Genomic DNA, 17,970 nt, shown 5'->3' with positions numbered 1-17,970 from the left:
CTAGGTGAACCAGTAGCCCCCATTCGACGTCCCCGGGCCCCCGCCCGGGGCACACGCCGCGGCATCGGCACCCGGATCCTGTGAGTTGAGCCGACATCGCTCAAGTCCGCTCCCCCCGACTTGACGCTCGGGGGAGCGCGAGTAGAGTTGAGTCATCGCGGCTCAAGTAGCACGCCGCTGACGAAGCGGCACCGCGAGACAGACTCCGCGGCACACCCGCGTCACCCACGAAGCGACCCCGTGACCCGGGCGTCGCGGCAATAGAAGGAGAACACCCCATGGCTCGTGCAGTAGGAATCGACCTGGGTACCACCAACTCGGTGGTCTCGGTCCTGGAGGGCGGGGAGCCCACCGTCATCGCCAACGCCGAGGGCGCGCGCACCACGCCGTCCGTCGTCGCGTTCACCAAGGACGGCGAGGTGCTGGTCGGCGAGACCGCCAAGCGCCAGAACGTCACCAACGTCGACCGCACCATCTCGTCGGTCAAGCGCCACATGGGCACCGACTGGACCGTCGGCATCGACGACAGGAAGTACACGTCGCAGGAGCTGTCGGCCCGCATCCTCGGCAAGCTCAAGCGCGACGCCGAGCAGTACCTGGGCGACTCGGTGACCGACGCGGTCATCACCGTCCCCGCGTACTTCAACGACGCCGAGCGCCAGGCCACGAAGGAGGCCGGCGAGATCGCGGGCCTCAACGTCCTGCGCATCATCAACGAGCCCACCGCGGCGGCCCTCGCCTACGGCCTCGACCGGGGCAAGGAGGACGAGCTCATCCTCGTCTTCGACCTCGGCGGCGGCACGTTCGACGTCTCCCTCCTCGAGGTGGGCAAGGACGACGACTTCAGCACCATCCAGGTCCGCTCCACCGCGGGCGACAACCGCCTCGGCGGCGACGACTGGGACCAGCGCATCGTCGACCACCTCGTCAAGCGCTTCAAGGAGTCGACGGGCGTCGACGTCTCCAACGACAAGATCGCCAAGCAGCGCCTCAAGGAGGCCGCGGAGCAGGCGAAGAAGGAGCTCAGCTCCTCCACCAGCACGAGCATCCAGCTGCCCTACCTCTCCCTCACGGAGAACGGCCCGGCCAACCTCGACGAGACGCTGACCCGCGCCAAGTTCGAGGAGCTCACGAACGACCTGCTCGAGCGCACCCGCAAGCCCTTCGAGGACGTCATCCGCGAGGCCGGCGTCTCGGTCGGCGACGTGGCCCACGTGGTCCTCGTCGGCGGATCCACCCGCATGCCCGCCGTCGTCGAGCTCGTCAAGAAGCTCACGGGCGGCAAGGAGCCCAACAAGGGCGTCAACCCGGACGAGGTCGTCGCCGTCGGCGCCGCGCTCCAGGCCGGCGTGCTGAAGGGCGAGCGCAAGGACGTCCTGCTCATCGACGTCACCCCCCTGAGCCTCGGCATCGAGACCAAGGGCGGCATCATGACCAAGCTCATCGAGCGCAACACGGCCATCCCCACCAAGCGCAGCGAGACCTTCACCACGGCCGACGACAACCAGCCGTCCGTCGCGATCCAGGTCTTCCAGGGCGAGCGCGAGTTCACCCGCGACAACAAGAACCTCGGCACCTTCGAGCTCACGGGCATCGCCCCGGCGCCCCGCGGGATCCCGCAGGTCGAGGTCACCTTCGACATCGACGCCAACGGCATCGTGCACGTGTCCGCCAAGGACAAGGGCACCGGCAAGGAGCAGTCGATGACCATCACGGGCGGATCCTCGCTCGCGAAGGAGGACATCGAGCGCATGGTGCGCGAGGCCGAGGAGCACGCGGCGGAGGACAAGACGCGCCGCGAGCAGGCCGAGGTGCGCAACAACGCCGAGCAGCTCGCCTACTCGATCGACAAGCTCATCAAGGAGAACGACGACAAGCTCCCCGAGGACGTCAAGTCCGAGGTCCAGGGCGACGTCGACGGCCTGAAGAGCGCCCTCGCGGGCGACGACGAGGCCGCGGTGAAGACCGCGTTCGACAAGCTCTCCGCGAGCCAGACCAAGCTCGGCGAGGCCATCTACGCGCAGGGCCAGCAGGAGCAGGCCGCCGGTGAGGCGTCCGAGGGCGCGCCCGAGGCGAAGAAGGACGACGAGGACATCGTCGACGCCGAGGTCGTGGACGAGGACGACGAGGACAAGAAGTCCGACCGATGACCGAGGACACCGCGAACGGCGAGGGCACGACGCCCGAGGACGAGGGCACCGAGCAGTCGGCCGCCCCGTCCCCGGCCGGGTCCGACGCGACGGCGGACGCCGCGGCCGACGCGGCCTCCGTCCCCGGTGAGGACGGCGCGTTCGTCGAGGCCGAGGGCCCCGACGTCGAGACGACCGACGCCATGGACGAGGAGCTCCAGGACCTCATCGAGCAGACCCGGAACGAGCCCGTCGAGGGCGACTCCGAGCACCTCGTGGACCTGAAGCGCGTCACCGCGGAGTACGCCAACTACCGCAAGCGCACCGAGGCCAACCGCGAGATCGAGCGGCAGCGCGCGGTCGGCGACGTGGTCAAGGGCATCCTGCCGGTGCTCGACGACCTCGACCGGGCCGAGAAGCACGGCGACCTCGCGGAGGGCGGACCGCTCACCGCGATCGTCGCCAAGCTGCGGACGAGCGTGGAGCGCATCGGACTGGTCAAGGTGGGCGCCGTCGGCGACGCCTTCGACCCGCAGGTGCACGAGGCGATCTTCCAGAAGCCGAACCCCGAGGTCCAGGTGGACACCGTGGCGGACGTCGTCGAGAGTGGCTACTACGTCGGCGAGACGCTGCTGCGGGCCGCGAAGGTCGTCGTCGACAAGCCGGAGTAGCACCATCATCCGCAGCATCCACGAGGCTGCACCCACCCCGGTCCGGGCCCCCGCGCACGCGGGCGCCCGGACCGGGTCGTGCGGCCCCCACCACGAGACGAAGAAGAAGGGAGGCGTCTGATGGCCAGCCAGGACTGGTTCGACAAGGACTTCTACAAGGTCCTCGGAGTGTCCAAGGACGTCTCGGAGGCCGACCTGAAGAAGGCCTACCGCAAGCTCGCCCGGCAGTACCACCCGGACAGCAACCCGGATCCGTCGGCCGAGGCGCGCTTCAAGGAGATCAGCGAGGCGAACGCCGTGCTGTCCGACAAGGAGCAGCGCAAGGAGTACGACCAGGTCCGCGCGATGGGCTCGGGCGCGCGCTTCACGGCGCCCGGTGCCGGCGGCGGCCAGGCGGGCGGGTTCGAGGACGTGTTCGGCGGCATGTTCGGCCAGCAGGCCGGCGGCCGCGGGCGGCGCGCCGGGTTCGGATCCGGCCAGCCGCAGTACGGCCAGGGCGGGTTCGAGGACATCCTCGGCGGCATGTTCGGCAACGGCGGCTTCGGCCAGTCGACCGGCGGCTACCGCGGCTACGGCGCCCCCACGAAGGGCCGCGACGTCACCGCGTCCACCACGATCGACTTCCTCACCGCGGTGCAGGGCGACGTCGTGCGCCTGCAGGACTCCGACGGCCGCCCCATCACGGTGCGCGTGCCGGCGGGGGTCACCGACGGGCAGAAGATCCGCCTGGCCGGCAAGGGCGAGCCCTCCGGCGACGGCGGCGCGACCGGCGACATCATCCTCACCGTGCACGTGCGGCCCCACCCCGTGTTCGAGCGGGACGGGCTGAACCTCCGGGTGAACGTGCCCGTCACGTTCCCCGAGGCCGCGCTCGGCGCGACCATCGAGGTGCCCACGCTCGGCGGCGACCCGGTGCGGCTGAAGGTCGCGCCCGGCACGTCCAGCGGCAAGGTGCTGCGCGTCAAGGGACGCGGCGTCACCACCCCGAAGGGCACGGGCGACCTGCTCGCGCGCATCGAGGTGGCGGTGCCCTCGCGCCTCACCGACGCCCAGCGGATCGCGCTCGACGCGTTCGCGGGCTCGGGACCCGCCGAGGACCCGCGCTCCGAGCTCATCGAGCGGGCCCGGGGCTGACATGGACCCCCGCGACGCCATGGACGAGGACGCGCCCGTCTTCGTGATCTCCGTGGCGGCCGAGCTGTCGGGCATGCACCCGCAGACGCTCCGGCAGTACGACCGGCTCGGGCTCGTGTCGCCCACCCGCACGGCCGGGCGCTCCCGCCGCTACTCGATGCGCGACATCGTGCAGCTGCGGGAGGTCGCCCGGCTGGGCGCGGAGGGCGTCAGCCTCGAGGGGATCGCGCGGATCCTGGAGCTCGAGAACCAGGTGACCGAGCTCCGCGGCCGCGTGCGGCAGCTCGAGTCGGCCCTCGCCGACGAGCTCCTCTCCCGACCCGGCCGCCGGGTGTTCGCGGCCCGCGGCGACGGCGACGTCGTGTCGCTCCGCGCGGGCGTGCGCCCCTCCCGGCAGACCGAGGTCGTGCTCTACCGCGCGGCGCTCACCATGCCGGACGCCGGACGCGGATCCGCAGAGCGCGGATCCGCAGAGCGCGGGTCCGCAGAGCGCGGGTCCGCCGAACGCGGGTCCGCCGAGCGCGGACCCAGCGGGCGCGACGCGCGGTGAGCGACACCGCCGACGAGCTCCTCGACCTCGGCGCGCTCCGCCGCCGGCCCGACGTGGAGGCCGACAACCTCTTCGCGGTGGACGCCGCCGACCGCCTGCTCCTCGACGAGCTGATCGCGCTCCTCGCGACGGCCGCGGACGCCGGGCATCCCGTCCGACCGGACGAGCTCGTCGTCATCGGCGACCAGTACGGCGCGCTGGCGCTCGGCGCGGCCGCGGCGCTCCGGCGGTCCGGCGCGACGGATCCGCTGCGCCTCCGCGTCCACCAGGACGCGCTGGGCTCCGAGACCGCGCTCGACCTCAACGCGGAGCTCGTCGGCGAGACGGCCGTGATCGCCCACCACGGCCTCGACGACGCCCTCGCCGCCGGCGCCCGGGTGGTCCTCGCGCGCCTCCCGCGCAGCCTCGACGCCCTCGACGAGTGGGCGGGCCTCGTCGCCCGGGCCGCCGCCGACGACGTCACGGTGCTCGCCGGAGGTCGCGTCAAGCACCTCACGCCCGCCATGACCGACGTGCTCCGCCGCCGGTTCGCGGACGTGCACGCGACGCTCGCGCGGCAGAAGTCCCGGGTCCTGGTCGCGCGCGGTCCCGTGCGCGGGGACGACGGCGACCCCTACCCGCGCGGCGGGTCGCACCCCGACCTCGGCCTCGAGGTCCGCGCGCACGGCGCCGCGTTCGCGGGTGCCCGCATCGACATCGGCACGCGCTTCCTGCTGACCTTCCTCCCCGAGCTGCCCGACGACGCCCGGTCCGCCGTCGACCTCGGCTGCGGCACGGGCGTCATCGCCTCGGCCGTGGCGCTCGCCCGGCCGGAGCTGCGCGTCGTCGCGACCGACCAGTCGTGGGCCGCCGTCGACTCCGCGCGCGCCACCGTCGCCGCCAACGGGCTCGCGGGGCGGGTCACCGTGGTGCGCGACGACGCGGGTGCGACCGTGCCCGACGGATCCGCGGACCTCGTGCTCCTCAACCCGCCGTTCCACACGGGCGCCACCGTGCACGCGGGCCTCGCGCCGCGCCTCTTCGCCGCGGCCGCCCGCATGCTCCGCCCCGGCGGCCAGCTGTGGACCGTCTACAACAGCCCGCTCGGCTACCGGCCGCAGCTCACGCGCATCGTCGGGCACACCCGCGAGGCCGGGCGGAACGCGAAGTTCACGGTCGCCGTCTCGACGAAGCCGGATCCGCGGGCCTAGCCTCAGGATCGACCGCGGGCGACCCGCGCCCGGCGGCCGCGTATCGAGGAGCCGCCATGCCCACCTTCCGCACCCGCGTCCTGCAGGCCCGCGGCAACGCCACCGGGTTGCCCGTGCCCCCGGAGGCGCTGGAGGAGCTGGGCGCCGGGAAGCGCCCCGCCGTCGTGGTCACGGTCGCGGGGTACTCGTACCGAACGACCGTCGGCACGATGGGCGGCCAGCAGCTCCTGCCGCTCAGCGCCGCGCATCGCGCCGCCTCGGGGATCGCCGCCGACGACGAGGTCGAGGTCACCATCGAGCTCGACGCGGCGCCGCGCGAGGCCGTCGTCCCCGAGGAGGTGGCGGCCGCGTTCGCCGCCGATCCTGCCCTCGCGGAGGCGTTCGGCGCGCTCTCCTCCAGCCGTCAGCGCGCCCTCGTGGACCCGATCGGGGAGGCGAGGACGGACGAGACCCGCCTCCGCCGCGTCGAGAAGGCGCTCGCGGCGCTGCGGGGCTGATCCGCGGGAGCCGGTGCCGCGGCCGCGCGCGGCCTTTCCGGGCAGCGCTCAGCGGCGGGCGACGGCCTCCTCCTGGACCGTAGCGGGGCGTCGCTGCGGCCCCTTCAGCCGCAGGGCCGGCTTCTCCACGAGGAACCAGCTCGCCGCGGCCACCGGCAGCGTCACCGCGATCGAGATCACGGCGAACGCAGGCACTCCCCAGGCACTCGCACCCGCGGTCGCGAGGAGCTGCTGGATCGGGAAGCCGTAGATGTAGGTGCCGTAGGAGAGGTCGTTCCGCACACGGAGCCGGGGGCTCTTGCCGAGCGCGCCCAGGCAGATGACGAGATACGCGACGGGAAGAGCCGCGATCACCCGGTAGTCCGGCAGCCAGGCGGAAGCGGCGACGGCCACGGCGGCCATGGCCATCAAGGGCGGCGAGACGGGGATCGCATCGCGATAGCGGTGGATCAGCGCTCCTGCCAGGAACATGATCCCGAACCGCGATCCCGTGACGACGTAGAAGTTCTCGACCGGACCGTAGGAGGTGGCGAGGACACCGACCGTCGCGACCACGAAGAGCGCGGGGAAGGTCGCCCGGTGCTTCATGAGCCCGAGGAGGCCGACGGCGAGGACGCCGACATAGCAGCTCGCCTCCCAGAAGAGGGTCCAGAGGGCGCCGTTCCACGCGTCGGGATACGGGACGTCGGAGGGCGTTCCCGCGATGTCGTACTGGAGCATGTAGAGCGCGGCGTTGCGCACGACGTAGGAGACGGAATCCGCGACGAAGCCCGGCGGGAAGGCGGAGCCGCGGATCAGCACCGCGAGCGGTGCGAAGACCGCGGCGGTCACGACCAGGCATGTCCAGAAGGCCGGGAGGATTCGCAGAGCGCGTGCGCGGAGGAACGTACGCCAACGCGGGTCTCGGACCCAGCTGGAAACGATCAGGTAGCCGGAGATGGCGAAGAACCCGTCCACGCTGATCCGGCTGACGATCTGACGCAGGGGTGCGAAGTCGATGTCCGCACCGCTCAGCGGGAACGAGTGCCAGACGATGACCGAGACGGCGAGGGCCAGCCGGAGGGCGTTGAGGGCGTTGTGGCGGGGATCGAAGACGACCCCGAGGGCGGGGGAGCGTGACACGGGCTGCTTTCGGGTAAGCGGAGACGAGAGGGGCGGAGTCGGGTCTCCGCGAGCTGGGTGGCTCGTCGGCTGACGCTATCGCCCCACTCCCGTCAGACGCCATCGTCCGCGGACCCCCAGAATGGCCGCTGCTCCTCTTGCGAGCGCCCCGGCGCGACGCCGATCAGGGGAGCGGCGGATCGAGCACCAGGAGGTCGCCGATCTCGCACTCGAGCGCGCGGCACATCGCGACGAGGGTCGAGTAGCGCACCGCCCGCGCGCGGTCGTTCTTGAGGACCGAGAGGTTCACCTGGCTGACGCCCACGATCGCGCTGAGCCGGGTCAGCGTCATGCCGCGAGCCGCCAGCAGCTCGTCGAGGCGGCAGTGGACGCCGGTGGGCCCGTCGTCGTCCGCGGCCATCAGACGAGGCCGCGGGTGTCGCGCTGCAGGCGCTCGCCGTGCTCGACGACGAGGCCGACGATCATCAGGGCGAACCCGAGCGCGATGGTCGACAGGTCGACCTCGGCGACCACGGGCCAGAAGCCCTCGAGCCCCGCGGCGGGGTCGTTCAGCTCGCCGCCGACCAGCCATGCCACGCCGGTGCGCATCCCGAGCGAGCACAGGGCGGCGATCATGACGGTGCCGCCCGCGAGCGTGACGACGAGGCTGAGGCGGCGCGCGAGCGGATCCGGCCGCAGCAGCCGGCGGGCGAGGATCGCGACCGTGGCCGCCAGCGCGATGCCGACGGACGCGTCGAGGGCGATGCGCACCACGTGCATGACGACGATCCCGTCCGACAGGCCGCCGACGGCGACGTCGGCAGTCCGGTAGGCGCCCGAGCGGAGGTCCGCGGGGCCGGCGTCGGCCTCCGCCGGGAGCGACCCGCGCATCTCCAGCGACGTGTGCACGACGCCGGTCCGCACCGTCTGGACCGCGCTCGCGACGGCGGAGGCCGCCACGGCGAGGAGCACGAGGACGGCGATGACGAGGGCCGCCCGGAGGACGCCGCGGGTGGTGCGCACGGCGGCGCCCGTGCTGGTGTAGGAGGAGGTGCTCATGGTCGCGTCCCATCGATCATCGTTGCAACGAATGTCGATATGGTCGCACGCGCCCCGCCTGCGTGTCGAGGGCGGGGCGGCTCACGCGGGGTGGGTGCGGAACCACTCCAGGAGCCAGCGGGCGCGGGACGGCGCGTCCGGACGGGCGGCGGCGGAGGCGGGGCGGTCGAGGAAGTCGTCGTACCCGTCCAGCTGGCGGACCGTCGAGTCGTCGACCGTGCGGAACCCCATGGACCAGGCGGGGAACCGCCGCGCCGGGATCCGCTCGTCGAGCAGCAGCCGCACGTCGGTGTGGCGCGGATCCGCGGCGATGGTCGCGAACACCGCGCCCACGGCGTCGTCCGGGCCCTCGAGCACCTGCATGAAGCGGCCGTCGCGGTGCAGCAGGAGGCCGGTGAGGCCCGCCGGCTCGTTGTTCCGCACGCACTGGCCGAGCAGCTCGGCGAGGTCGTCGTCGGACAGGTGCCGCGTGGCGGTGCTCGTGTAGACGGTCGTGCGCATGGATCCCCCTCGTGCCGTGGACCCATCCTCCCGCGTGGCGGGGGACGGCGGGGCACGGGTGGCGGCCCGGCGCGGCTCCTGTGCGGACAAGAGCCCGGCTCGCTCGCGGGTACGTGGCGTGCCGGGCTCCTGCTGCTCCCACGTCCGTTCGGGTCGGATCGCGGAGGGATCTGAGAGCGGCCCCGCGGTGCGGGGGATGCGGCGGGGCGCTGCTCGGGTATCCATTCGCGCGACGGCATCGGGGGGAACCCGTCGCGCTAGGAAGACTCTAGGGGCCCGGTCCTCCATATGGGGGACATCTCGTGCACGAAGCGCGGGTGATCCGGGGGTGAGGGGAGGGTGAGCGGCCCGCAGTGGTGCGGATCCCGGGTGCTTCGGGGGGTGGGAGCGCGCGGCGGCGCGTGGGGGACGGATGCCGTGCGGAGACGGTCAGCGGATAGTCGGAGGTGGAGGGAGGGCGCGGGCGGCGGCGGACGGTGCGCGCGCCGCGCCTCCTACGCTCGGGGGCATGCCCGACTCCCGCGCTCCCCGTCCGGACCGTGCTCCCCGTCCCGCGGGCGGCGCCGGCGTGCGCGGCGACGCGTGGCGCGTGCGGGAGGTCCGCCTGGAGCGCACGCACCGGGACGTCGCGGTGCGGATCGACGGCGGCGGCGTCGCGCTCGCCGACCCCGCGGATCCGGTGCGCGGGCGGCTGGACCTCAGCCTCTCCGACGGCGTCGTCGACCGGCACGTGCACCTGGGGCTCGTGCCGTACGCGGCGCTGGCCGGGTCGCCGGTGACGGCCGTGGTCGACCTCGGCGGGGATCCGGTCGAGACGGCGCGCATCGCCGCCCTGCCGCCGGACGGCGTGGACGTCCGCTACGCGGGTCCGTTCCACACCGCCTTGGGCGGTTACCCCTCCGACCGCGCGTGGGCGCCCGCCGGGAGCGTGCGGGAGGTGGCACGTGTCGGCGACGCGGCACCCGCGGTCGCGGAGGCACGCGCGGGCGGCGCGGACGTGATCAAGGTCGTCCTGCACGACGGTGGTCCTCTCCTCGCCGACGACGTGCTCGCGGCCCTCGTCGACGCCGCGCACGCCGCCGGGCTGCCCGCGGCCGTGCACGCGGAGGGCGCGGGTCAGGCGGGCCGGGCGATCCGGGTGGGCGCCGACGCGCTCGTGCACGTGCCGTGGACCGAGCGGCTGGACGACGCGACCCTGGCGGAGTCCGTCGCGCGCGACGTGCTCTGGATCTCCACCCTCGCGATCCACGAGGGGCCGGACCTCGCGGCGGCCCTCGACAACGCGCGCCGCTACGTGCGGGCCGGCGGGCGGGTCGCGTACGGCACCGACCTCGGCAACGGCGACCTGCCGGTGGGGCTCTCCGCGCGCGAGGTGACGCTGCTCGGCGAGGTCGGGCTCCGCGGCGACGCCCTGCTCGGCGCGGTGCTGGGGAGCGCGCCCGGCGGCATCCGCCACGCGCTGGCGAGCGCCGAGCCGCTGCCGTCCGGCGCGGAGGCCACCGCGGAGGAGCTGGTCGCCTGGCTCCGAGGCGCGCACCGGCTGGGGCCGGCCGACCTCACCGCATGACCCGGCCGCAGCCCTCCGTCGGATCCCGCGCCCCGGCTTGGCGAAGGCGGTGAGGTTAGGCTAACCTCACCTTTCGTGACCTCCCCCGCTCCGACCTCGCCGATGCCGCGCGCCGTCGACCCGGACGCGACGCCGACGGCCCCCGCGGCGCACCCGCCGCGCACCCACGCGGCCACCGCCGCGTCCGCCCTCGACGCCCGCGGCGTCACGGTCGCGTACGGGGACACCGAGGTCGTGCATGGCGCCGACCTCGAGCTCCTGCCGGGGCGCGTCACGGTGCTCGTCGGCCCGAACGGCAGCGGCAAGTCGACGCTGCTGCGGACGATGGCGCGGCTGCAGTCCGCGCGATCCGGGTCCCTCACCCTGCGCGGCGGCGACGCGGACGGCGCAGCATCCGGCGGCACCGCATCCGCGGACGGCACGGCCCCCACGGACGGCACGGACGCGCTCGACCTCTCCCTCCGCCGCTTCGCGCGCCGCGTCGCGCTCCTCACCCAGGGCCGTCCGACGCCCGGCGGCCTCAGCGTCCGCGACGTCGTCGAGTTCGGCCGCTACCCGCACCGGGGCCGCTTCGGCGGGGCGGATCCCGAGGGCCGCGCCGCCGTCGACCGCGCCCTCGACCTCACGGGCCTGGTCGCCCTCGCCGACCGCGGCGTCGACCAGCTCTCCGGCGGCCAGCTCCAGCGCGTCTGGCTCGCGAGCTGCCTCGCCCAGGAGACCGGCGTGCTCCTGCTCGACGAGCCCACCACCTACCTCGACCTGCGCTACCAGGTCGAGCTCCTCGACCTCGTGCGCGACCTCGCCGACGACGGACGCATCGCCGTCGGCGTGGTGCTGCACGACCTCGATCAGGCCGCGGCGCTCGCGGACACCGTCGCGCTCCTGCACGACGGCCGGATCGTGAGGACCGGCACCCCCGCCGAGGTGCTCACCCCCGACCTCCTCACGGAGGTCTACGGCATCCCCGTCGAGGTCCACGCGGACCCGACGACGGGCAGCCTGCGCACCCGCGCGGTCGCCCGCCACCACCACAGGAACGAGAGGCTCCACCCGTGACCACGAGACGACGCACCCTGGCGATGACCGCCCTCGCCGCCGCGACAGCGCTCACGCTGACCGCATGCGGCACCACCGAGGAGGCCTCGACGGGCGCCGGATCCACTCCGAGCGGCGAGTCCATCACCCTCACCGACGGCACCGGCGCGGAGGTCACGCTCGACGGGCCCGCGACGAAGGTCGTCGGCACCGAGTGGAACGTCGTCGAGAACCTCGTCTCGCTGGGCGTCGACCCGGTGGGCGTCGCGGACGTCGAGGGCTACAGCGCGTGGTCCTCCGCCGTCCCGCTCGTGAACGAGCCCGCCGACATCGGCACGCGCGGCGAGCCGAGCGTCGAGACCATCGCGTCGCTCGCGCCCGACCTCATCGTCGCCACGACCGACCTCCCGGCGGACGCCATCGAGCAGCTGAAGGCCATCGCGCCCGTGCTGCAGGTCGTCTCCGCGGACGGCACGCAGCAGATCCAGCAGAGCGAGGACAACCTCGAGCTCATCGCGCAGGCGACGGGCACGGAGGACGAGGCGACGAAGGTGATCGACGCGTACGACGCCGCCGTCTCCGACGCGAAGGCGCAGCTCGACGCGGCCGGCCTCGCCGGGTCGCGGTTCCTGTTCGCGGACGCCTACGTCGACGCCGGCGCCGTCTCCATCCGCCCGTTCGGCCCCGGCTCGCTCATCGGCGACGTGACCACCGAGCTCGGCCTCGAGAACGCCTGGACGGGCGAGGTCGACCCGGCCTACGGCCTGGGCACCACCGACGTCGAGGGCCTCACCACGGTCGGCGACGTGCAGTTCCTCTACAACTCCAACGCCACCCAGGGCGACGACCCCTTCGCGCAGACCCTCGCGGGCAACGCCGTCTGGCAGTCCCTCGCGTTCGTGCAGGCCGGCGACGTGCACCGCATGCCCGACGGCATCTGGGCCTTCGGCGGCCCTGCCTCGATGACGGCGTACGCGGAGGCCGTCACCGACCTGCTGGTCGGCTGATCCGCGCCGCCCGGCCCCTCCCATGACCGCTCCCGCCCGCACCGCGCCCCCGACGGCCGACGCGCCTCCCGCGTCGGCCGCCGGAGCGGCGACGATCCCGGGACCCGTCCCGTCGCCCGCCGCCGTCGCGCGCGCCGACGGGGCCGGCCGGATCCCGGTGCGGGCGGTCGCGGTCGTCGCCCTCCTCGCCCTCGTCGTGCTGGTGCTCGCGGTGATCGACATCACCCAGGGCACCGCCGCGGTGGGCCCGCGCGAGGTGTGGGACGCCGTGCTCGGGCGCGCGACGCCCGGCGACGCCTCGGTCGTGGTCGCCTCGCGGCTGCCGCGCATGGCCGCCGGGATCCTCGTCGGCCTCGCCCTCGGCGCGGCCGGCGCCGCGCTCCAGACGGTGAGCCGCAACGTCCTCGCGTCGCCCGACACCCTCGCCGTCAACGCGGGCGCCTACGCGGCCCTCGCGGTCGCGGCGGTCACCGGGCTGACGCTCCCGGTCCTCGCCGGCGCGGGCGTCGCGTTCGTCGGCGGGCTCCTCGCGGCGGCGGTCGTGCTCGCCGTCTCGGGCCTCGGATCCGGCACCGTGCGCCTCGTCCTCGCGGGCAGCGCGCTCGCGCTGGGCCTCGGATCCGTCACCTCGGCGCTCCTCCTCCTCTTCCCGCAGCGCACCTCCGGCCTCTACCGCTGGGGTCAGGGCGGCGTCGGCCAGAACGGCTTCGACGCGGTCGCGCAGATGGCGCCCGTGGTGCTCGTCGCGCTCGGGATCCTGCTCCTCCTCACCCGCCGCCTCGACGCGCTCGGGCTCGGCGACGACGCAGCCCGCAGCCTCGGCGTCGACGTGCGCACCACCCGCGTCATCGCCGTGCTCGCCTCGGTCCTCCTCGCCGCCGCGGCCGTGACGGTCGCCGGCCCCATCGGCTTCGTCGGCCTGTGCGCGCCCGCGTTCGTGCGGCCGCTCCGCCGGCTCGTGCCCGGGGTCCGTCGCGCGTGGGTGTTCGTGCCCCTCGCGGGACTCATGGGCGCGGCCGTCGTGCTCCTCGCCGACGTGCTCGTGCGCGCGGTGCTCGGCGCCGAGGCGTCCGTCGCGGTGCCGACGGGACTCGTGACCTCGCTCCTCGGCGCGGGCGTGCTCGTGGTGCTCGCCGTGCGCGCTCGCGACAGCGCGACGCCCGCGCCCACGGAGCGCCACGGCGTGATCACCCGCCGGCGCGCCGCCCTCGTCGTCGGCACGCTCGCGGTGGCGCTCGTCGGCCTCCTGGTCGCGTCGGTGCTCCTCGGCGACGCGAAGCTCCTCCTCGGCGACCTCGCGAACGGGATCCGCGGCACGGCCGGTCCAGTGGTCGGCTACGTGCTCGAGACCCGCGTGCCGCGCGTGCTCGCGGCCGTGCTGGCGGGTGCCGCGCTCGCCCTGGCCGGCGTGCTCGTGCAGGCCGTGACCCGGAACCCGCTGGCGGATCCCGCGATCCTCGGCGTCTCCGGCGGCGCGGGCCTCGGCGCGGTGCTGTTCGTCACGACGGCGCCGCTCGCGTCCGGCTGGGGCATCGCGGGCGCGGCGGGTCTCGGGGCGCTCGCGGCGGCCGTCGTCGTGTTCGGGCTGGCGGCGCGCGGCGGGTTCCCGCAGAACCGCCTCGTGCTCATCGGCGTCGGCGTCTCGGCGGGCACGGCCGCGGCGATCAGCATGATCATCGTGCTCACCGACCCCTTCAACGGCGCGAAGGCGCTCACCTGGCTCTCCGGGTCCACCTACGGCCGCGGCCTCGACGACGCCCTGCCGGTGCTCGTCGCGCTCGTGCTCGCCGTGCTCGTCGCGGCCCCGCGGCACCGGATGCTCGACCTGGTGGCCCTCGACGACGACACCCCGCGCCTCCTCGGCGTCGGGCTCGGCCGCTCGCGCCTCCTGGCCCTGTCGGTCGCGGTCGTGCTGACGGCCACGGCCGTGGCGGCGGTGGGCGTGATCGGCTTCGTCGGTCTGGTGGCCCCGCATGCGGCCCGCGCGCTCGTCGGCTCGCGGCACGCACGCGTGCTGCCCGTCGCGATCCTGCTGGGTGCCGCCCTCGTGACGCTCGCCGACATGCTCGGCCGCACCCTCATCGCCCCCGGCCAGCTGGGCGCGGGCCTCGTGACCGCCCTCGTCGGCACGCCGTACTTCGTGTGGCTGCTGTGGCGCGGCCGCGCGGCGCGGACGCGCTAGGCGCACCGGACGGCGGACCCGCTCGCGATGGACCGGCGGGTGGGTTCGCTGCTCCGCATCGTCGGCCTGCGCCTGTCGCGCTGGGGCCGAGCGGGGATCAGCGCTCGAAGAAGTCGCTGAGGCCCGGGATCTGGAAGCCCTCGCCGAGGCCGGACACCTGGTCGCCGAGGCCGGTGAGGTAGTCGCCGCCACTCTGCGCGATGCCGTCGACGCCCTCGGTCAGCCCGCCGAGGTCGCCGAGGCCCTCGAAGCCCTCGAGGCCGAAGCCCTCGGTGAGTCCCGCGAAGTCGACGCCGTCGGCCATCGCGCCGGACAGGAGCGGGCCGGCCACGGAGCTGATCACGGCACCGGAGGCGACGGCCAGCGCGACGCCGCCGAGCGCGGCGACGCCGGCACCCGCGGCGGCACCCGCCGCGAACGTGCCGGCCCGGCCGCCGCGACCCGACGATCCGTGACCGCCGAGCACCTTCTGCATGAGGCCGGGGCGGCTGGTCTGGCCGCGCGTGGCCGCGAGGGCGAGGTCGTCGACGCTGCCGCTTCGCGGGCGCTCGTGCGCGGGCAGCTCCTCGGTGAGGCGCGCCTGGACGAGCTCGCGCTGCGCCGGCGTGAGGCGCGCGAAGGCGTCGCGGTGCACCTGCTCGAGCTGCTCCGGGGAGGCGGTGCGCAGGAGGTAGTCGTACTTGCCGAGGGCGACGCGGTCGGCCTCGGAGGCGGGCTGCGCCGCGCCCTGTCCGCGTCGGCCGGCAGCGGCCGGATCCTGACGCGGCTGCCCGTGGTCGGACTGCCCGTAGTCGGGCTGGCCGTACTCGATCCGGCCGTCCGCGGGCTGCGACGCAGGGCGTGCGCCGTACGACGGGCCCCGGCCGTGCGCGGTCCCGGTGCCTGGGTCGCGGCGGTCCGGCTCGTCGCCCGTGAGCTTCCCGGCGGCCGAGCGGACGACGCTGCGCCAGTCGGTGCCGGAGCCGTTCCCGTTCCCGGAGCCGGATCCCTGGCTCCGGTCCGGGCCGGAGGAGGACGAGGAGGAGTCGCGGAGCGCTCGTGCGGCGGCGCCGAGCAGGCGGCTGAGGTTCGACATGAGAACCATCCTCGCGGGCGGGCCTGTGGAGGACCCCGGAGCGGTCGGGGAAGGGGCCGGGGACGGGCCGCCCGTCGGAGGGCTCCGTCGCCGTCGAGCGGGTCGACCGCCGTCGGGGACGCCGACCCGGCGGACCCCGATCAAGCACGTCAGCCGAGCACGCGCCCGCCTGCGTCGAGCACCAGGTCGAGCAGGGCGACGAGGTCGGCGACGGCGTCCTCCGGCGGCTCGTCCGGGAGGCTGCCGCGCCGCGGCGCGGATCCGGCGTCGAGGGACGCGACGAGGTCGGCCGCGAGCTTCCAGCGGAGGGCGAGGGCGGCGTCGAGCCCGCGCCGCACGACCTCCGTCGGCACGAGCCGGCCGGTCGAGCGGATCCCCGCGGCGTGCCGCTCGACGGCGTCGTCGAGCACCGTCGCCACGTCGGCCGCGGTGGCGTCGCCCCGCCGGACCGACGAGCACAGCAGCGAGGCGAGGTCCGCGCCCACCGGCCCCGGGCCGACGGACTCCCAGTCGACGAGCACGATCCCGTCCGCGTCGCGGAACACGTTCGCGCCCGTCGCGTCGTGGTGGCAGAGGGTCGGCGGCAGGCTCTCCAGGGTCGCGCGCACGCGGTCCTGCGCCGCGAGGAGCCGCGCCGCCGCGGGGATGCGCGCGCCGAGGAGCGCGACGGCGCGCGGCCCGGCGCCGGTGAGGGTCCGCGCGCCCGCGTCCGCCGCCTCGGGCTGCGCATGCCGGTCGATCCAGCCCGCGAGGAGCCAGGGATCGTCCGGCGGCCGCCCGAGCCACGTCCCGGCGAGGGCGCCCAGGGCCTCCGCGGCGGCCAGCAGGTCGGCGGGATCGAGGGGGCGTCGCCCCGTGTGCCGCACCTCCTCGATCCAGAGGGTGGTGCCGCCGTCCGCGTCGTGCAGGGTCCCGTGCGCGCGCGGCGCCCGGATCCCGGCGGGCAGCCCGTCGAGCAGGCCCGAGCGGTAGGCGGCGAGCTCCCGCGCGGCGTTCCGCAGCAGGTACGGCACGGCGAGGCCGGGGCCCTCCGTGCGCTTCTCGACGAGCGCCCACGGAACGGGAGCGGTGCCGTCCACCGGGTGCGCCACCCCGTGGATCCGCGTCACCGCACGGTGCGCGAGGAACGCGTCGTACTCGAGCGGGTCCCGCCGCACGTCGTGGAGCGCGGCGACGGGACGACCCAGGAGGTCGCCGACCGCCGCCCGGAGCCCGGCGTCCCGCTCGTCGTCCATCCTCCGACGCTAGCGAGGCGGGGCCTCGTGCGGCGCCGCCCGGAGCGCCAGGATGGTGCGGACGGCGGACGGCGGACGGCGGGCAGGAGGGAGCGGGCGCATGGGGCATCGGAGCATGTCGCCCACGCCCACGGCCTCGGTCCCAGCGCGGGCGCGGGCCCGGGCGCGCTGGGCGGCGCGGGCCGGGGGCACGGCGGTCGCCGCGGCGGCCCTGGTCCTCGTGCTCGCGGGCTGCGTGCCGTCGGATGCGCGCATCCTGACGCTCGACGCCACGGAGATCCAGGACCCGCCGTGCACGAGCGTCCGCGACATCCCCGCCGACGAGCTCGACGACGCCGACCGGGAGCCGTGCGTGCCCCTCGGCTCGACGATCGTGTTCCCCGCCGGGGAGCGCCTCGAGATCGGGGACGGCGGAGGCGGAGGCGCGTCCGAGGTCGACCCGGCGGCGTGGATCGCGTACTCCACCGTGGGCGACCACGGCGTCATCGCGGGGCGCTACGGACCCGGGTGCACCGACCTGCGGGTCTGGGGCCCGGCGGAAGCGCTCGAGGTGGTGCGCGCGGCCTTCGGGCAGCGGTGGCCGTGCGACCCCTGAGCCTGATCCGCGTCCGCCGCTGACGCGTCAGCTCTCCGGGTCCTCCCCGAACGCGCGCAGCTCCTGCGGGCACCGGCACGCGGCCGCGATGCGCGCCGCCCACTCGAACGCGGCTTCGCGGGTCGGCAGGTCGAGGATCGAGTAGCCGCCCTCGAGCCGGCTCGTCTGCGGGTAGGCGCCCGGCGTCACCGTCCCGTCGGCCGCGACCCGCACGGGCGGGATCCCCTCGTCGATGCCGCCGCCGAAGACCCAGACGCCCGCCGCCTTCGCCTCCCGCACCATGGCGTGGGACTCGTCCACCACGGTCTGCCACTCGCCCTCGGGCACGACCATCTCGCCGCTCGGGAACGAGATCAGGTACTTCGTCATCTCCGGCCTCCTCGCCGTCATCGCGCCGCGCCGCGTCGCGTGTCCCCATCCTGGTCCCGGACCGCAGGGCCAC

The 17,970-nt window shown here is 75.0% G+C and carries 18 protein-coding genes; 11 read left to right on the top strand and 7 right to left on the bottom strand.

Annotation, left to right across the window (positions count from 1 at the left end; genetic code table 11):
• Positions 1–278 precede the first annotated feature (278 nt).
• The 6 genes from dnaK to AC07VC_RS01170 all read left to right on the top strand — a co-directional run bounded on the left by dnaK (position 279) and on the right by AC07VC_RS01170 (position 6,171).
• Entirely contained in the window at positions 279–2,150 is a 1,872-nt protein-coding gene (gene dnaK, locus AC07VC_RS01195) for a molecular chaperone DnaK (protein WP_317230324.1), read from the top strand.
• Positions 2,147–2,800 carry a nucleotide exchange factor GrpE gene (locus AC07VC_RS01190; RefSeq protein WP_494674727.1) on the top strand — a complete coding sequence of 218 codons (654 nt, stop codon included), beginning with the start codon at positions 2,147–2,149 and terminating at the stop codon, positions 2,798–2,800. Before dnaK ends, AC07VC_RS01190 begins: the two co-directional genes overlap by 4 nt.
• A 120-nt stretch (positions 2,801–2,920) precedes the next feature.
• Entirely contained in the window at positions 2,921–3,934 is a 1,014-nt protein-coding gene (locus tag AC07VC_RS01185) for a DnaJ C-terminal domain-containing protein (protein ID WP_104291267.1), read from the top strand.
• 1 nt (position 3,935) lies between these two features.
• On the top strand, positions 3,936–4,484 hold the full coding sequence (locus tag AC07VC_RS01180; RefSeq protein WP_494674728.1) for a heat shock protein transcriptional repressor HspR: 549 nt from the start codon (positions 3,936–3,938) through the stop codon (positions 4,482–4,484).
• The gene (locus AC07VC_RS01175) at positions 4,481–5,674 is read left to right on the top strand and encodes a class I SAM-dependent methyltransferase (protein ID WP_494674729.1); all 1,194 of its coding nucleotides are present in this window, start codon (positions 4,481–4,483) and stop codon (positions 5,672–5,674) included. Before AC07VC_RS01180 ends, AC07VC_RS01175 begins: the two co-directional genes overlap by 4 nt.
• 56 nt (positions 5,675–5,730) lie before the next feature.
• The gene (locus AC07VC_RS01170; protein ID WP_494674730.1) at positions 5,731–6,171 is read left to right on the top strand and encodes a DUF1905 domain-containing protein; all 441 of its coding nucleotides are present in this window, start codon (positions 5,731–5,733) and stop codon (positions 6,169–6,171) included.
• Positions 6,172–6,219: 48 nt separating this feature from the next.
• On the opposite strand, the gene AC07VC_RS01165 is transcribed toward AC07VC_RS01170, so the two are convergent.
• The 4 genes from AC07VC_RS01165 to AC07VC_RS01150 form a co-directional block, all read right to left on the bottom strand.
• Positions 6,220–7,293: an acyltransferase family protein gene (locus AC07VC_RS01165; RefSeq protein WP_494674731.1), complete on the bottom strand. Its 1,074-nt coding sequence runs from the start codon at positions 7,291–7,293 to the stop codon at positions 6,220–6,222.
• 163 nt (positions 7,294–7,456) lie between these two features.
• Positions 7,457–7,693 carry a helix-turn-helix domain-containing protein gene (locus tag AC07VC_RS01160; RefSeq protein ID WP_494674732.1) on the bottom strand — a complete coding sequence of 79 codons (237 nt, stop codon included), beginning with the start codon at positions 7,691–7,693 and terminating at the stop codon, positions 7,457–7,459.
• On the bottom strand, positions 7,693–8,331 hold the full coding sequence (locus AC07VC_RS01155; RefSeq protein ID WP_494674733.1) for a hypothetical protein: 639 nt from the start codon (positions 8,329–8,331) through the stop codon (positions 7,693–7,695). Before AC07VC_RS01155 ends, AC07VC_RS01160 begins: the two co-directional genes overlap by 1 nt.
• A gap of 81 nt (positions 8,332–8,412) precedes the next feature.
• Positions 8,413–8,832, bottom strand: coding sequence for a BLUF domain-containing protein (locus AC07VC_RS01150; protein ID WP_317231010.1), 420 nt, complete (start codon positions 8,830–8,832; stop codon positions 8,413–8,415).
• A 508-nt stretch (positions 8,833–9,340) separates the two neighbouring features.
• Here AC07VC_RS01150 and AC07VC_RS01145 point away from each other — a divergent pair.
• The 4 genes from AC07VC_RS01145 to AC07VC_RS01130 all read left to right on the top strand — a co-directional run bounded on the left by AC07VC_RS01145 (position 9,341) and on the right by AC07VC_RS01130 (position 14,623).
• The gene (locus AC07VC_RS01145) at positions 9,341–10,399 is read left to right on the top strand and encodes an amidohydrolase family protein (protein WP_494674734.1); all 1,059 of its coding nucleotides are present in this window, start codon (positions 9,341–9,343) and stop codon (positions 10,397–10,399) included.
• Between the two features lie 75 nt (positions 10,400–10,474).
• Positions 10,475–11,455 carry an ABC transporter ATP-binding protein gene (locus AC07VC_RS01140; RefSeq protein WP_494674735.1) on the top strand — a complete coding sequence of 327 codons (981 nt, stop codon included), beginning with the start codon at positions 10,475–10,477 and terminating at the stop codon, positions 11,453–11,455.
• Positions 11,452–12,441 carry an ABC transporter substrate-binding protein gene (locus AC07VC_RS01135; protein WP_494674736.1) on the top strand — a complete coding sequence of 330 codons (990 nt, stop codon included), beginning with the start codon at positions 11,452–11,454 and terminating at the stop codon, positions 12,439–12,441. The genes AC07VC_RS01140 and AC07VC_RS01135 overlap by 4 nt, the downstream gene beginning before the upstream one ends.
• Before the next feature lie 22 nt (positions 12,442–12,463).
• Positions 12,464–14,623 carry an iron ABC transporter permease gene (locus AC07VC_RS01130; protein WP_494674737.1) on the top strand — a complete coding sequence of 720 codons (2,160 nt, stop codon included), beginning with the start codon at positions 12,464–12,466 and terminating at the stop codon, positions 14,621–14,623.
• 97 nt (positions 14,624–14,720) lie between these two features.
• On the opposite strand, the gene AC07VC_RS01125 is transcribed toward AC07VC_RS01130, so the two are convergent.
• Positions 14,721–15,698, bottom strand: coding sequence for a cation-transporting ATPase (locus tag AC07VC_RS01125; protein ID WP_494674738.1), 978 nt, complete (start codon positions 15,696–15,698; stop codon positions 14,721–14,723).
• A gap of 149 nt (positions 15,699–15,847) precedes the next feature.
• Complete coding sequence (locus AC07VC_RS01120; RefSeq protein WP_494674739.1) at positions 15,848–16,933, bottom strand: phosphotransferase family protein; 1,086 nt, start codon at positions 16,931–16,933, stop codon at positions 15,848–15,850.
• Positions 16,934–17,048: 115 nt separating this feature from the next.
• Here AC07VC_RS01120 and AC07VC_RS01115 point away from each other — a divergent pair, with 115 nt between their 5' ends.
• Positions 17,049–17,528 carry a hypothetical protein gene (locus tag AC07VC_RS01115; RefSeq protein WP_494674740.1) on the top strand — a complete coding sequence of 160 codons (480 nt, stop codon included), beginning with the start codon at positions 17,049–17,051 and terminating at the stop codon, positions 17,526–17,528.
• 27 nt (positions 17,529–17,555) lie between these two features.
• Here AC07VC_RS01115 and AC07VC_RS01110 read toward each other — a convergent pair whose 3' ends face one another.
• Positions 17,556–17,897: a YciI family protein gene (locus AC07VC_RS01110; RefSeq protein WP_494674741.1), complete on the bottom strand. Its 342-nt coding sequence runs from the start codon at positions 17,895–17,897 to the stop codon at positions 17,556–17,558.
• Positions 17,898–17,970: the final 73 nt, after the last annotated feature.

Source organism: Clavibacter sp. GW821-FHT01D01 (assembly GCF_059422605.1).
This window is presented reverse-complemented; position numbering and strand designations above follow the sequence as displayed.

Coding starts and splice junctions, on each gene's coding strand:
- AC07VC_RS01190 (WP_494674727.1), top strand. CDS start 2,147: ATGACCGAGGACACCGCGAACGGCGAGGGCACGACGCCCGAGGACGAG.
- AC07VC_RS01170 (WP_494674730.1), top strand. CDS start 5,731: ATGCCCACCTTCCGCACCCGCGTCCTGCAGGCCCGCGGCAACGCCACC.
- AC07VC_RS01185 (WP_104291267.1), top strand. CDS start 2,921: ATGGCCAGCCAGGACTGGTTCGACAAGGACTTCTACAAGGTCCTCGGA.
- AC07VC_RS01145 (WP_494674734.1), top strand. CDS start 9,341: ATGCCCGACTCCCGCGCTCCCCGTCCGGACCGTGCTCCCCGTCCCGCG.
- AC07VC_RS01150 (WP_317231010.1), bottom strand. CDS start 8,832: ATGCGCACGACCGTCTACACGAGCACCGCCACGCGGCACCTGTCCGAC.
- AC07VC_RS01110 (WP_494674741.1), bottom strand. CDS start 17,897: ATGACGAAGTACCTGATCTCGTTCCCGAGCGGCGAGATGGTCGTGCCC.
- AC07VC_RS01155 (WP_494674733.1), bottom strand. CDS start 8,331: ATGAGCACCTCCTCCTACACCAGCACGGGCGCCGCCGTGCGCACCACC.
- AC07VC_RS01160 (WP_494674732.1), bottom strand. CDS start 7,693: ATGGCCGCGGACGACGACGGGCCCACCGGCGTCCACTGCCGCCTCGAC.
- AC07VC_RS01120 (WP_494674739.1), bottom strand. CDS start 16,933: ATGGACGACGAGCGGGACGCCGGGCTCCGGGCGGCGGTCGGCGACCTC.
- AC07VC_RS01125 (WP_494674738.1), bottom strand. CDS start 15,698: ATGTCGAACCTCAGCCGCCTGCTCGGCGCCGCCGCACGAGCGCTCCGC.
- AC07VC_RS01180 (WP_494674728.1), top strand. CDS start 3,936: ATGGACCCCCGCGACGCCATGGACGAGGACGCGCCCGTCTTCGTGATC.
- AC07VC_RS01130 (WP_494674737.1), top strand. CDS start 12,464: ATGACCGCTCCCGCCCGCACCGCGCCCCCGACGGCCGACGCGCCTCCC.
- dnaK (WP_317230324.1), top strand. CDS start 279: ATGGCTCGTGCAGTAGGAATCGACCTGGGTACCACCAACTCGGTGGTC.
- AC07VC_RS01115 (WP_494674740.1), top strand. CDS start 17,049: ATGTCGCCCACGCCCACGGCCTCGGTCCCAGCGCGGGCGCGGGCCCGG.